Source organism: Alphaproteobacteria bacterium (genome assembly GCA_018662925.1).
Classification (GTDB): domain Bacteria; phylum Pseudomonadota; class Alphaproteobacteria; order 16-39-46; family JABJFC01; genus JABJFC01.
In genome coordinates this window covers 72457-87370 of the sequence record JABJFC010000057.1, presented here as the reverse complement: position 1 = coordinate 87370, position 14914 = coordinate 72457, and the positions used below count along the sequence as shown (strand labels likewise).

The following is a 14914-nucleotide window of genomic DNA, read 5'->3' as shown; positions in this document are numbered from 1 at the left end:
AAGTCTAGGTTGCCATCTTTATGCCAAACCAGATGAAAACACTGCCACTAAAACCTTCTACCCAACGAGAGGATTTCTCGAAAAAAACCTGGAAACATTCATTGGAGAAAAAATAGGCCAATAGAGAGTACCAAATAAGCGACGTGGAGATGAGGCAAAGCCCGTAAAAAGCTTGAACCTTTAAAGGTGTCGCCGGGTTTACAGTCGCCGAAACAATGCTAAGAAAAGCCACAGACGCCATGGGATTCAGCAAATCTGTAAAAAAGCCCATGCGGAAAGATTGCTTCCGGGGAATATCTTTTCCAGAATTCTGAATATCGCCGACTGAGAAAGCTGACTGGCCATTCTTTTTCATACTATTGATAAAACACATCACACCCAAATAGAGAAGATAAGCACATCCTATATACTTTATGGTCATGAGCAAAACGGGCGTTTGGGAGATAATAAGGCCAAACCCCAATAGGGCATAGGCCTTATGAATGAAGGAACTGCTTACGATTCCAAAGGCTGTAAAGAGCCCACTCTTCCTTGAGTAGGCCATGCTGTTACGAGCCACAAGAGCACACCCAGCCCCAGGACTCATAAGATTGATCAGATTGATTGTATAAAGGGCTAAAAATTCAGGCCAATACTCAAGCATGCGCATCTCCAAATGGAAAAACTTATGCGTAATCATTACTGGAAAGCTCTGCCCAATGCAAGGAGCTGTCGTTAATTATATTGAATTTTGGCACAGACTCCTTATATAAAGAGAACACATTTTAACTGAGACGAAATATCATGCGCCCTATAAAACAGACAGAATCTATAACTCCTTCGTTGAAGCCTCCAGTGGTTCAACCTCAACATGAGTCAACCTTCACTCTTTCTAACCATTGGCGTGGTGGATTGTGGAAAGTCCTGGCCTGCGCATGCTTTGCAGCCATTAACGGCATGGTACGATATCTAACAAGTGATATTTCCGGAGATCCTGGTTTTCAGCTGCCCTCATACGTGGTCGTCTTTCTCCAAAATATCTTTGGGACTCTTTTCTTGCTCCCCTTTGTGATCAAAAAGGGCATCCATTCCATTAAGACTTCCTTCCCAGGCTTAGAGTCCATACGTGTTTTGTTTTCCGTTTTTGGGCTCATTCTTTGGTATGCCTCCCTGGCGCACATGCAGATTGCCGAGGCAGTTGCCCTCGCCTTTACAGGACCCATCATAACCATTATCGCCTCTAGATTCTGTCTAAAAGAATCCCTCTCGCCCTTAAGACTCATGGCCATTTGTATAAGCTTTATTGGAGCCTTCATGATCATGCGTCCCGATAGGGCCCTCTTCAGTCAAGAAGGCCTGATGGCTCAGCTAGGGCTCTTGATATTTCTTCCCCTTCTTTCAGCTGCTGCCTTTTCAGGCGCAAAGATTTCAGGGCGGGCACTAGCACGAAAAGGGGAATCTGCCACAGTGATGACCTTTTATTTGCTTGTATTTATGGCGCCCATATCTTTCATTCCTGCTTTCTTTGTATGGGCAACCCCCAGCTTAGAACAGCTAGGCTGGCTTGCCATGATGGGAGCATTTTCTACAGCCGCACATCTTGCTCTTGCACGATCCTTTGCCCTTGCAGACATCAGCTTTTTGACTCCCTTTGGCTTTGCCCGACTCATGCTCAGCGGCTTGGTCGGCTATATTGCTTTTGGAGAGTTGCCCCAAACGCTCAGCATCTGGATTGGAATGGGTGTGATTTTACTGAGTATTCTATTGCTCAGCTATGATGCAAAGAAGCGTGGAACTGGAATTGAAATCTAGGAAGCAACGGCTTCAGGAGATGCCCCTGCTGCAATTTTCTCATCATCAGAAGCAGGAGGCTTCGCTTTAGCAGCCTTTGGAGCCGGTGCCTTAACTCTGGATTTGTATAGCTTACTCAGAGTAACCACTGCATAGAGCCATACACTTACGGTGATGAAGACAACGCCCACCAAATACGGCGCCATCGTTAAGATATCCGCAGCAGCCGTTACCATGAGGAGTCCACCAATAACGTAACCACCGCTAGCTTTACTAAAGCTGTGTGCCACAACGTCTACAGCCGCTTTTCCTTTAGAGCGAAGCTCAAGATCTAAGGGTATGTAAGCCATTTCCTTGGTTGGATCAAAGAGCGAATATTTAGACCCCTTACTCAACACTTGTTGGCTCGTTCCAAGCCATATGGCTAGCATCAAGGGTGTCAAACTTACGGAAGCCATTATGGTTGAATACCAACTTTCAAAGAGAATAAAGTTAAAGAAGAGTGCTCCCATGACAAGCAGGACAAGCGGCGTAATAATAGCTCCCGCGAACCATCCGAACCTGGAAATAATACCCTTAGAGAAGAATGTTAGCAAAATAGTCGCAACACCTGTAATGATGGAGAATATGCCCATAAACTCCCCATATTCCAATGGAGTTGGATACATAAGCTGAAGTTCCCGTTTCCACAAAAGTCCCAAGATATTATTGGACATCCCGTACCCTAAGACCAAAATAGCAATAAGGCCCAAATACTTGGACCTTAAAATATGCTTCAAACTCTCCCACAGAGAAAGCTTCGTCTTCGCCTCACCCGAAGGCGTTTCTAAACCATGGGTGCTTCGCTTTCTGCCCACTACTCGCGTTCTTAGCCAATACTGCAGGTACATTATCAAGAACCCCGAAAGGGTGACCGACAGAATCATCAAATTCAAGTACTGGGAACAATCCTGACTTTCATGTCCTGATATAGATCTCTCATGGGCACAAAGGTAATTCCCCAAGAGTCCCGCTGCAATTAAAGCAAAATGGGATAAAAACCCAAACATGGTATAGAATCGCTTTGCTTCACTTGTCTTGACGATCTCATTGGAGAATTGCCAAAACAACAACCCTAAGGCAATGGCCCCCCACAGTTCGGCAAACAAGTAAAACAGTGAGAAAGTCCAGTTTCCAATCACGGGAAAAATATGCTGTATGTAAGGATAAGTCTTCTTTAGATGGGCTATATATTCAGGCGCTGGCTCTAGAAACTCCCTATAAGGATAAAGAAACAAGGCAAATATCGCGAAAAAACCAATAAAGAAACCGATCCCTAGGTAAAATATTGTGGATCGTTCAAATAGGTTTGAAAGCTTAGAATAGAGAGTCAAAAACAATATAGAAACTGGCAAAATGACCACTCCCTTCAAGAAAGGGATTGTCTCTGGCCCTGAAGCAGTAATGACCAGAGTATCTTTTGCATTTCGTAGGAGAGTATAGTTGAATAACACACAAAACATCATGAGCGTCAGAGGTAAGAACTTCTTGAACTCATGGTTATGGATGGGCATCAAAAAGTTCCGCAACTTTCCGAAAGCGGGACTCTGATTGATTTGGCTGTCCATCTGTTTTCCCAAACTCATCAAATGTTAATCACACTAGATCTGTCCTCCTTGTAATCTATTTGAAAGGCTAAATGCAACCCCTATTTTACTATTAATTATTTTTAAACGGATTTTTTTTACTTCAAATGAATTAAATATTCATTATTTCGAAATAACAATATTCATTTTTATTTGTTTTAATGTCCATGTTTTAGGTTTTTTAGTTTATTATCCGAAACATTGGCTATAGAAAATTAACTATAAATAACCTTTAAAATGGCGAAAAAAGTAAAATTACCATGAAAATTTAAACCTTGCCTTTAATATTTCATGGTATATCATAGGAGTAGCTTAATACTTGGCCTCTTCAAACTTATTGGATGCAGTGATGCAAATTTTAGAAAGAGAGTTTTATCTTAGAAAAATAGCAGCTCAATTTGATGTGCACCGGATTGTTTCACTGTTAGGTCCAAGGCAATGTGGCAAAACGACAATTGCAAAACAGTACAGAGACCTTGCTACAGACTTTAACAAAGCAAACTATTTTGATTTGGAAAATCCAATTGACCTCGAACGACTGGATAATCCGAAAACAGCCTTTGAGGCATTGTCAGGACTAATCATTATCGATGAGGTTCAAAGAAGACCTGAACTCTTCCAAATTTTACGATACATTCATGATGAATATCCAGAAAAAAGATTTCTGATTCTGGGGAGTGCTTCAAGAGATCTTATCCAACAAAGTTCTGAAAGTTTAGCTGGAAGAATTGGGTATATTGAAGTAACGCCCTTCAATCTAGGAGAAGTACCAGAACTAAACAAGCTGTGGCTACGCGGCGGCTTCCCCCCGAGCTTTCTTAACAATACTGATGAAGGAAGCTTCAATTGGAGAGCTAACTATACACGCACATACATAGAACAAGACCTTCCTGCACTGGGTCTTCGACCTTCTTCTGAAAATATCCGACGTTTCTGGAAAATGATATCACACTTTCATGGACAAATATTTAATGCCTCACAAATATCATCGAGCCTGAACCTATCAAATCCTACCATTAAGAATTATCTAGAATTGCTGGCAGATACATTTATGATTCGTATTCTAAAACCATGGCATAACAACTTATCAAAACGCCTTGTAAAGAGCCCTAAATTATTCTTTCGTGATAGCGGACTCCTACACTATTTTTGGAATCTTGAAACCTGGGATGATTTGCAAACATATCCTGGTTTGGGAGCTTCATGGGAAGGGTTTGCTATGGAGCAAATCATTCAACTAATGGGAGCAGAAACTGATAACTGCTATTTCTGGGCTACCCACAATCAAGCAGAACTCGATCTCATCATCTTAAAAAAGGGGAAACGCTTTGGATTTGAATTTAAATATCAAGATGCCCCCAAAATCACCCCCTCAATTCGCTCGGCTCTCAAAGAACTAGACCTAGAGAAAGTAAGCATTATCTATCCGGGAAAAATTGACTATCCGCTTAGCGATGAGGTAAACGCTTTTGGATTGCAAGAATTTACAATGGAAAAACTAGAGAAGTATTTATTTTAAGGATAACCTGCCATATTTAAAGAGGCTGTCCTGAAACGGGGACGCTTGTTTTCTTGGATCACGAGCTCATAAGAAAATCTAGCGCTTCAAGGCCTTTACTACAGCAGCAGAAACGAAGGGCGTCACGTCTCCTCCCAAGCGGGCAATTTCACGAACAAAGCGGGAGGAAATAAATTGATAGCAATCGGAGGCCATGAGAAAGAGCGTCTCAAAATCAGGACTCAGCTTATTATTCATCCCCGCCATTTGGAATTCATACTCAAAGTCAGAAGCAACCCGCAGGCCCCGCACAATGACACACGAAGCTGCCTTGAATTCTTTTTTGATTTCCTTTGAAAAATCAATCAAAAGGCCTTCAAAGGAACGGACCTCTATTTTACATCCTTTACCATCCACAGATTCTAACTCTTGACGCACAAGACTCAATCGTTCGTTAAGGGAAAAAAGCGAATCTTTCGTTGTATCCTTGGCAATGGCAACAACAAGTCTATCCATAAGAGGAACTGCCCTTTGGATAATATCTATGTGGCCCTTAGTTATGGGATCAAATGTTCCAGGATAGATAGCTACTCTGTCAGCACCAATAAGCTTTACTCCGCTTGTGGATCACCTTCATCTTCACCAATTGCTTCGGATGAGGTCTCCGTTTCGGACGATTCAGGAGCTTCTGTAGAATCAACAATCGACGTCGCCTCTGAAGAATCCCCTTCGTTAGCCGTGACAGATTCAGTAGCTTCTGTTGCGCCCCCCATAGATTCGGTGGCTTCCGTCGCCTCAGCGCCTTCCATGGACTCAGAAGATTCTTCTTCATCATCCCCGTTCACATTGGCACGGGCAAGATTCTCTTCGGTCAAACCGGTTACAGACACCACCTTTTCGCCCTTTCCTACCCTGAAGAGAATCACCCCTTGGGACTGACGGCCACAAAGTCGAATATCATGAATAGGACAACGAATTAGCTGACCACCATTGGTCACCAGCATCACTTGGTCTCCCTCCAAAACCGGGAAAGAAGAAACCACTTCGCCGGTCTTTTCGGTCAACGACATGCTCACAATTCCCGAACCACCGCGATTGGTTTGACGATAGGCATAGCTGGAAGTGCGCTTCCCAAATCCCTTCTCCGAAACCGTCAGGATAAATTGCTCGATTTCTGCCATCTCTTGGTATTTCTCCGTCGGCAAAGTCGGGGTAGCATTTTCAGTATCAAGTTCAGCATCATCACCACGCCTCTCACGATTGGCTTGCTTCAGGTACATTTCCCTTTCTTCCGAAGAAAATCCTCCCGTCTTGAGGATACACATGGAAATAACCTCATCGTCCTTGGCCAATTTAATTCCCCTAACACCGTTAGAGGCACGACCCGCAAAAACACGAACCTTATCCATTGGGAATCGAATGCACTTGCCCAACTTAGTAGACAGCAGAACTGTGTCCCCTTCTGAACAGAGGGAAACGCCGATCAGCTTTTCCCCATCGTCCAGCTTCATAGCTATTTTTCCGTTGGCGCGAATATTGGAAAAATCATCAATGGAGTTCCTTCTGACATTTCCAGAAGATGTGGCAAAGAAAATGAATTTGCCCTCGCTCTCTTCTCTATCTTCGGGCAACGGCAATACAGTTGAAATATTTTCGTCCCCGTCCACTGGGAAGATATTGACCATAGCCTTTCCTCTGGCTTGGGCCGACCCCATGGGTAACCGATATACCTTCAGTTGGTACACTTTCCCCTTCTTAGAGAAAAACAGCACGGGCGTATGCGTGTTGGCCACAAAAAGATCATCCACAAAATCTTCATCACGTGTGGACATGCCTGTTCGGCCCCGCCCTCCACGCTTTTGAGAACGGTAAGTAGATAGAGGCACTCGCTTAATATAACCCTCATGGCTCACGGTCACCACCATCTCTTCGCGCTGAATCAATGATTCCATGTCATGGGTAAATTCACCATCTTCGATTTGAGTCCGACGTGGCACGGCAAATTTTTCTTTAACTTCTAGGAACTCTTCCTTCATGATCGCAAGACGGCGAGGACGGGATGCTAAAATCTCCAAATAGTCCTTTATAACGGCAGCAAGAGCTTCCAAGTCAGATCCGATCTTATCCCGTTCGAGGCCAGTCAGTCTATGGAGTCGCAACTCCAAAATGGCCCGCGCTTGAACTTCGGAAAGCTTGTATTTCCCATCAACCACTTGATACTCAGGATCGTCAATAAGCGCGATGAGAGGCGCCACTGATTCTGCTGGCCAAGGCTTTTCCATGAGCTGTTGACGCGCCACTTCGGGATCAGCAGCATTGCGAATTAGCGCTATAACAGGATCAATATTGGCAACTGCAATTGCTAAACCAGCAAGAACATGAGCCTTATTTCGGGCTTTATCCAGCTCAAATCGAGTGCGACGAGTAATCACCTCTTCCCGGAATTCCACAAAGGCAACGAGCACATCCTTGAGGCCCATCAAAATCGGCTGCCCTTTGTTCAGAGCTAACATGTTCACCCCAAAAGAAGTCTGTAAGGATGTGTGCCGATGAAGCAAACTCAAGACCACATCTGAAACAGCATCCCGCTTCAACTCAATGACGACCCGCATCCCCTGACGATCAGACTCATCTCTCAGATCGGAAATACCTTCTATGATCTTCCCATGGACGAGTTCAGCTATTCGAGCAACCAATTTGGCCTTGTTCACCTGATATGGAATTTGCGTTACAATGATCGCTTCACGATCCTTGCGAATCTCTTCTATATGTGTCTTGGCGCGCATCAAAACCGAACCACGCCCTGTCTGGAAAGCAGACAAAATTCCCGCTCTTCCTAAAATGCTTCCACCCGTGGGAAAGTCAGGACCCGGAACGAGTTCCATGAGTTCTTCCAACGTTACATCAGGATTGTCCACATAAGCACAACACGCATCCAACAATTCACCCAAATTATGGGGAGGAATATTAGTCGCCATACCCACTGCAATACCGCTGGCTCCATTTACCAAAACATTTGGGAAACGAGCTGGCAAAAGCGTGGGTTCCTTCATGGACTCATCGTAGTTGGCTTTGAAATCGATGGTATCCTTATCGATGTCTTCCAACAAATAATGAGAAGGACGACTTAAGCGGGATTCCGTATAGCGCATGGCCGCGGCGGGATCACCATCCACGGACCCAAAGTTCCCTTGTCCATCAACCAACATAAGTCCCATAGAGAAATCCTGGGCCATTCGAACCAAAGCATCATAGATGGCCATTTCCCCATGAGGATGGTATTTGGCCATCACATCACCAACCGTTCTGGCTGATTTTTTATAGGGCCTATTGTAATCCAGCCCCACTTCACCCATGGCAAAGAGAATCCGACGATGCACGGGTTTTAATCCGTCTCGTACATCGGGAATAGCCCTACTGACGATCACGCTCATGGCGTAATCCAAGTAGGACTTCTTCATTTCCTCTTCTATGGTAATGGGTTCAATATCGAGTGCCGTTGATGAATCTGTTGTCACTATTGTCTCTTAGTTTTATGAATCAAAAGGGAATGTCGTCGTCAAAATCGTTGGTCGAACTGGGTGCAGATGTTCCACTGCTCTGGCTCGCAGCTGCCGCCACAGGGCCTGAACTACCCGATCCACCAAAGTTTGCAGGAGACCCTGAAACATCAGTCGCAGCTTTACCCGAACCAGCAAAAGAACCACTATCAGGACCCGGAGCAAAACCTTCGCCACCCCCACGACTATCTAACATTGTGAGTTCGCCTCTAAATTTAGATAGAACGACTTCGGTGGTATATTTTTCAACACCGCTCTGATCCGTCCACTTGCGTGTTTGAAGTTGTCCTTCCAAGTAAACTTTGGACCCCTTCTTTAAATACCGCTCTGCAACTTCCGACAACCGTTCATTGAAAATAACGACGCGATGCCATTCAGTGCGATCTCGACGTTCGCCCGTCGTGCGATCTTTCCAATTTTCAGATGTGGCAATGGAAAGATTAACAATTTTTCCACCATCTTGTGTCATTCTAGTTTCAGGATCTCGGCCTAAATTGCCGACAAGAATTACCTTATTTATGCTTCCGGACATAGCAAATTGCGCTCCTATCGTGAATTGATATCTCCTTATACGAGATCCTGCTCTCGGATGCTAGTCTAATCTTTCAGAAAAAGCCTGTGCATCTCTTGCGTCTCCTAAGGAAATCAGGCAAACTGGGGATGATAGGGTAGCCGTGATATTACTGCATAACTAAGAAAGCAAAAAAATGGGGTCTTCGGACAAAAAATCTTCTCTAAAACTTGTAAATGAAAGTGGAGATATTCTCGCAGAATTTTCCGTGTTAGACGGAACTGTCGGTCCGCAAGTCATGGATGTTCGAAAGTTATTCAGCGAAACGGGCAAATTTACCTTTGATCCAGGATTTATGTCCACGGCGAGCTGTCGGTCTGCCATCACCTATATTGATGGAGAAAAGGGCACCCTTCTTTACAGAGGATATCCCATCGATCAATTGGCCGAGAAAAGTTCTTTCATGGAGATAGCCTGTCTCCTCCTTAATAAAGAGCTCCCCAATGAAAAGACGTTGGCTGCCTTTGAGAAAGATATCACGCTCCATACAATGCTCCACGATCAAATGACCTATCTCTACAGAGGATTTCGGAGAGATGCCCATCCCATGGCTATTATGGTAGGAGTCGTAGGAGCCCTCTCAGCCTTCTATCACGACAGCCTGGATATTCATGACCCTCATCAACGAATGATTGCCTCATACCGGCTTATAGCCAAAATGCCTACCATTGCAGCCATGGCTTACAAATATTCAGAAGGACAGCCCTTTGTCTTTCCCCAAAATCATCTTTCATATGCTGCCAATCTTTTACATATGATGTTTGCAGTGCCCAGCGCTCCATACGAGGTCAATCCTATTCTAGCAAGGGCACTTGATCGCATCCTGATTCTTCATGCGGATCACGAACAAAATGCCTCAACCTCCACAGTTCGTCTGGCTGGATCCAGTGGCGCCAATCCCTTTGCTTGCATTGCCTCTGGCATCACAGCACTTTGGGGACCAGCCCACGGCGGTGCCAATGAAGCAGTCCTCAACATGCTAGAGGAAATTGGAACAAAAAAACACATTCCCGCCTATATAGAAAAGGCAAAAGACAAAAAAAGCGGCATTCGCCTTATGGGTTTTGGACACCGTGTCTATAAAAATTATGATCCACGCGCAAAAGTCCTCCAAAAAACATGCCATGAAGTCCTCAAAGAACTCGGAAAAGAAAACGACCCACTTATGGAGCTAGCGCTTGAATTAGAGCGCATTGCCCTCGAGGATCCCTACTTTATTGAGAAAAAGCTTTACCCCAATGTGGATTTTTATTCGGGCATTATTCTCCGCGCCATGGGAATCCCAAAATCCATGTTCACAGTTCTTTTTGCCGTTGCCCGTACCGTGGGGTGGGTTGCCCATTGGAATGAAATGATTTCCGATCCCGATCAACGCATCGGCCGGCCACGCCAATTATATGTCGGACCGACACAAAGAGACTACGTGCCTTTGAAAAAACGGTAGGGTTGGCAGAGGTATTATGTCAGATTCCCGAAGCCTGACATCAGGATATTCTCTTCCTTAACTGCCGTGCCAATTCTTTTAGAAATGCCCTCTTACCCTTTAAGTCGTCAAATACAAACGGGTTTAAGAACTGCCGGCCCCATCTATCAATTTCGCTAAGATCTCCTTCATCACAAACTTTTTTCCAATGAATACCGATTGTCAAAGAGTAAATGGTCATTATAGTGACCGTAACGCTATTATATGGTCACTATAATGACCATACTATGAAGCGTTAAAACAGTGATGTAACAATATCAAAGTGCAGAGATAACAGTGGAGAAAACCTCAATTGAATTCTCTAGCCTTCCTGAAAAGCATGATTTTCTGATCCATATCCAATCCTCAATCACAACAAAATCACCTTTCTGCAAATTTTCTGTTTGCCGTTCCCGTAAGAGGCTATTATCATCCGGAACGTATTCGCTATAGAGATAAGGAAAAAAATGCTCCAATATATTCGCAAACATACATCTTCATGGGTTGCCAAAATCTTGTTCTTCGTCCTGATCCTCAGTTTTGGAGTGTGGGGCGTCGGTGATTCACTTCGGAGCCGCTTTGGGGGAGACGATGTGGCTCAAGTAGGCGATAATGTCATTTCCAAGGCGCAAGTCAGTCGTGCCATGCGCGAAGAAATTAATAGACTTCGTAAAAAACTTGGCAGCAGAATTGACACAGACCCCATGCTTCAGATGGAAGTTGCCCAATTGGTTCTCCTGAACCTAATCCAAGGCCAGCTCCTCGATTTAGAAGCCAAAAAGCTAAAACTTGTCATTAGTGATGATACTATTCGCGAAATTGTCCACGCACAGTTTCGCACTAAATCAGGTACGTTTGACCGGGAAAAATTCAATGCAGCCATGTACAATAGCGGTCTAACGGAATCAGGGTACCTTTATCTTCTCCGAGATGCCCTCAAGAAAGAATTTTTGACGAAAGCGATTGCCGTCGGTGGAGATGCGCCCTCTCCAATCGCCGCCCCTCTTTTCAAGCAATCACAGGAAACACGAAACCTAACGATCGTAGAGATCCCTCTTTCGAGCGTTAAGTATTCTAAAAAGCCCTCCGAAGAGACCCTTAAAAAGTTCTATGAGGAAAACAAGAACCTCTTTGTAGAGCCTGAGCGCAGAACACTTTCTTCTGTCATTTTAGATCCAAAAAAATTAATCCCCGCCATAAAAAAAGAGCACCCAGAACTTTCAGATGACGAACATCGCCAGGAAGCTCTCAGTCGTATTTATAAGCAAGCCAACGAACTGGAGGATTCCCTCGCCTCAGGCGCGACCCTTAAAGAGTCTGCGAATGCCCTAAAGCTCTCTTTCCATCTGCTTGAAAAAGTAGATGTCAGGGGTAAAACAGCTTCGGGACGAAACGCCCTTAAAGACTCTGCCTTTACGAAGGAGATCCTCAAAACAGGCTTTGAACTCTCTCAAAACTTTGAGAGCGATCTCAAGGAAACAGAGGATGGTAAATTTTATATTGTCATGCCCGAGGAAAGTGTTTCCAAAAGCGTGCCGCCCCTTAATACCATCCAAAAGAAAGTTTCAGAGAAATATATGGCGGCAAACAAATTTGATCTTGCGAAGAAAGAGGCTATTGCCTTGGTCAAGAATATCAATGGCACAGGAAAACTGGGGAAAATCCTTTATAAAACTAGGCAAGTTTCAGGTGTCTCCATGCAATCTCCCCCTAAAGACCTGCCTGAAAACCTTTTACCCCAGGTATTTTCTCTTCCGGTGAAAAAAGCAACGGCTGTTCCTAACGCAAAGGGATATCTGGTGGCTATGGTTACAAAAATCACGCCAACTAAGCTGGCAAAAGATCATTTTAAATTTACAGCCTACCGGCAAAATCTGGGAAAAGAGATGAATCAGGAAATTTTCATACAGTTCCTCGGCGCTCTGCAACAGCATTTCCCTGTAACGATTAATAATAAAGCTCTGCAGGAAATGGTGCAGGATTGACGGAAGTCAGAGGTGATCCGTCTGCGCTACGCTACGACGTGACAGGTCGCTACGACGTGATTTTGAACCTTCTCTGATTTATGAAAGATGGATCCCGCGCTCATAAGGAATTATGGGCGCGCCTCCGGCTTGCCCATAATTCCTAATGGCCGGGAAGACGGCTTGGGGCATGTATTCTAGCATCCTCTCAATTCCCGTCTTCCCAGAACCTATGAACTCTAGGCGAACCGGCGTCTTAAGCCGGTGAGACTTAGAGTGAGTTGGTATCGTGGGATCCATGGAGCAGAAATCTAAAAAAGGGGGCACACTGCCCCCTTTACTCCCCATGTAACTTGAAACTACGACCGTTTAAGGAAATAGAAAAAACTGAAATGAATTTTTGCCTTCACCCGATGAGTCCAACGCATTCGCCTTGGCCATATCAAAAATCATCATACTTGTAGATTCAGGCACGACTTCTCCAGTCTGTGCTGCATTCAACATAACCAAAGGAGAGAAACCTAGCACAAAGAAAAAACTAACAAAGCCAAAAGCTTTGAAAACATCTTTCGCAGGTACAAATCGCTTTACGATTTTGTTAACCATAACCAACCCCGTGTTGTTTTTTTTATTACTTATTATTTCCTTTATACACCCTTTTTACAAAATTGAAAATAGGAAACTTCCCCAATTTTACAAAAAGTTAATAAATATGGTTACTATTTTACAAATTCCATCAGAAGTGCTAAAGAAGGCAAGTTGTAACGATCAAGAAAAATGCCATGAAGCTCCTTGCCGGAAATAGTAATATCCCCCTCGCGAATGACATCGCGACCCATTTGTCAGTCCCAATTTCAAAGGCCATCATTCGACGTTTTGCCGATAAGGAAATTTTTGTCGAAATACAAGAAAGCGTCCGAGGAGATGATGTTTTCTTGATTCAATCTACCTCCTACCCCACCAACGATCACTTGATGGAGCTTTTGATTATCATCGATGCTCTCAAAAGAGGTTCTGCCCGCCGCATTACCGCTGTGATGCCCTATTTCGGATACGCACGCCAAGACGAAAATCGGGCCCCCGAACACCCATTTCAGCAAAACTTGTCGCTAATCTCATCACAACGGCTGGAGCAAACCGTGTTCTAACTCTGGATCTTCACACGGATCAAATTCAAGGCTTTTTTGACATTCAGGTGGACAACTTACATGCCGCCCCCGTTTTCTACCGCGATATAGTAGAACAATACCCAGACAACGACATCACAATTGTATCTCCTGACATTGGCGGTATTGCCCGTGCTCGAGAGATTGCCACACGACTAAACTGCAATCTGGCCATTATTGATAAAAGGCGAGAGCAGCCGGGCACTTCCGACGTTATGAATATTATCGGAAATATTAAAGATAAACGTTGTATTCTTGTTGATGACATTGTAGATTCTGCCGGAACCTTGTGTAAAGCTGCACAAGCGTTGACGGATTCAGGAGCGCGTAGCGTCTCTGCCTACTCCACACACGGAGTGCTGTCAGACGGAGCTCTAGAGAAAGTTCGCAAGTCCCCTCTAGAGTCATTGGTCATTACGGACAGCATACGTGCAACGGAAGCTGTAACCGCCGAAACGAAGGTGAGACAGCTCACAGTTGCGCCTTTGATGGCAGATGCTATTGGACGGATTAGTGAGGAACGATCGGTTTCCTGTTTGTTTGAATGATATTTAGTGGATGAGGAGATAGACAAATGACGGCAATGGCAGCTCTAAAATTAAAAGAGCGTTCAGAGAGTGGCACAGGATCTGCCCGTGCTTTAAGGCGAGAAGGGCTCATCCCCGGAGTCTTGTACGGTTCTGATATTACCCCAATCAGTTTTTGTTTAGACAAGAAAAAGCTATCAATAGAGATGCATGATCCTGCTTTCTTTTCTAGATTGTTTGAAGTCACGGTTGGCGACAAAAAGCACCGTGCTCTTGTTAAGGAACTCCAGTTACATCCCGTAACGGATCAACCTGTTCACTTGGATCTCCTCCAAGTCAGTAAAGATAAAGAAATTAGCCTCTTTATCCCTGTGCATTTCACGAATGAAGATAAGTCCCCTGGCCTCAAAAGAGGTGGTGTTCTTAATATCGTCCTTCATGAGCTAGAAATTACATGTCCTGCCGATACCATTCCAGAAGGCATCACCATCGATCTGGAAGGCTTTGATATTGGACATGCTTTCCATTTGGATGCCATTGAACTGCCTCCTAAAGTTAAAGCAACCCATGCAGAAAGGGATAATACCCTTGCCACCATCGTTGCTCCAACCATTGCAACCGCCGAAGAAGAAGCTGAAGAAGCAGCTGCCGCTGAAGCTGCTGCAGAAGAAGGCGCTGAAGGTGTTGAGGCTGCTGAAGGTAAGGACGAGAAAGACGCTGAGGACAAGAAAGAAAAAGAAGGCGAATAGCCTTCTCAGTGGGCCCCGCTTT

12 protein-coding genes and 1 pseudogene are annotated in these 14914 nt (G+C 44.5%); 6 read left to right on the top strand and 7 right to left on the bottom strand.

The features are described from left to right. Positions 1 to 4: 4 nt before the first annotated feature. Positions 5 to 643, bottom strand: a complete 639-nt coding sequence (locus tag HOL16_04965; protein MBT5390043.1) for a LysE family transporter — start codon at positions 641 to 643, stop codon at positions 5 to 7. Between the two features lie 140 nt (positions 644 to 783). Here HOL16_04965 and HOL16_04960 point away from each other — a divergent pair, with 140 nt between their 5' ends. Then, positions 784 to 1791 (top strand): DMT family transporter, encoded by a 1008-nt coding sequence (locus HOL16_04960; protein ID MBT5390042.1) that lies wholly within the window; start codon positions 784 to 786, stop codon positions 1789 to 1791. Here the strand turns inward: HOL16_04960 and HOL16_04955 are convergent. Beyond that, on the bottom strand, positions 1788 to 3323 hold the full coding sequence (locus tag HOL16_04955) for an NTP/NDP exchange transporter (GenBank protein MBT5390041.1): 1536 nt from the start codon (positions 3321 to 3323) through the stop codon (positions 1788 to 1790). The two genes, HOL16_04960 and HOL16_04955, sit on opposite strands and share 4 nt — an antisense overlap. Before the next feature lie 421 nt (positions 3324 to 3744). On the opposite strand from HOL16_04955, the gene HOL16_04950 reads away from it, so the two are divergent. Next, positions 3745 to 4914: an ATP-binding protein gene (locus HOL16_04950; protein MBT5390040.1), complete on the top strand. Its 1170-nt coding sequence runs from the start codon at positions 3745 to 3747 to the stop codon at positions 4912 to 4914. Between the two features lie 78 nt (positions 4915 to 4992). Here the strand turns inward: HOL16_04950 and coaD are convergent, their stop codons facing one another. The 3 genes from coaD to ssb are packed head-to-tail and all read right to left on the bottom strand — an operon-like array spanning position 4993 to position 8985. Next, positions 4993 to 5499 (bottom strand): pantetheine-phosphate adenylyltransferase, encoded by a 507-nt coding sequence (gene coaD, locus HOL16_04945; protein MBT5390039.1) that lies wholly within the window; start codon positions 5497 to 5499, stop codon positions 4993 to 4995. Between the two features lie 5 nt (positions 5500 to 5504). Further along, the gene (gyrA, locus tag HOL16_04940) at positions 5505 to 8414 is read right to left on the bottom strand and encodes a DNA gyrase subunit A (GenBank protein ID MBT5390038.1); all 2910 of its coding nucleotides are present in this window, start codon (positions 8412 to 8414) and stop codon (positions 5505 to 5507) included. 19 nt (positions 8415 to 8433) lie between these two features. Continuing rightward, positions 8434 to 8985 (bottom strand): single-stranded DNA-binding protein, encoded by a 552-nt coding sequence (ssb, locus tag HOL16_04935; protein MBT5390037.1) that lies wholly within the window; start codon positions 8983 to 8985, stop codon positions 8434 to 8436. Positions 8986 to 9160: 175 nt separating this feature from the next. Between ssb and gltA the strand changes: the two genes are divergently transcribed. Together gltA and HOL16_04925 are read left to right on the top strand one after the other, a co-directional pair. Then, positions 9161 to 10468, top strand: coding sequence for a citrate (Si)-synthase (gene gltA, locus HOL16_04930; protein MBT5390036.1), 1308 nt, complete (start codon positions 9161 to 9163; stop codon positions 10466 to 10468). Positions 10469 to 10953: 485 nt separating this feature from the next. Next, positions 10954 to 12471 carry a hypothetical protein gene (locus HOL16_04925; GenBank protein ID MBT5390035.1) on the top strand — a complete coding sequence of 506 codons (1518 nt, stop codon included), beginning with the start codon at positions 10954 to 10956 and terminating at the stop codon, positions 12469 to 12471. Positions 12472 to 12549: 78 nt separating this feature from the next. On the opposite strand, the gene HOL16_04920 is transcribed toward HOL16_04925, so the two are convergent. Beyond that, on the bottom strand, positions 12550 to 12750 hold the full coding sequence (locus HOL16_04920) for a hypothetical protein (GenBank protein MBT5390034.1): 201 nt from the start codon (positions 12748 to 12750) through the stop codon (positions 12550 to 12552). Between the two features lie 69 nt (positions 12751 to 12819). Continuing rightward, positions 12820 to 13056, bottom strand: coding sequence for a hypothetical protein (locus HOL16_04915; protein ID MBT5390033.1), 237 nt, complete (start codon positions 13054 to 13056; stop codon positions 12820 to 12822). A 176-nt stretch (positions 13057 to 13232) separates the two neighbouring features. On the opposite strand from HOL16_04915, the pseudogene HOL16_04910 reads away from it, so the two are divergent. Both HOL16_04910 and HOL16_04905 read left to right on the top strand, forming a co-directional pair. Further along, positions 13233 to 14164: pseudogene (locus tag HOL16_04910) on the top strand (ribose-phosphate pyrophosphokinase). A gap of 26 nt (positions 14165 to 14190) precedes the next feature. Beyond that, entirely contained in the window at positions 14191 to 14892 is a 702-nt protein-coding gene (locus HOL16_04905) for a 50S ribosomal protein L25/general stress protein Ctc (protein MBT5390032.1), read from the top strand. Positions 14893 to 14914 lie beyond the last annotated feature (22 nt).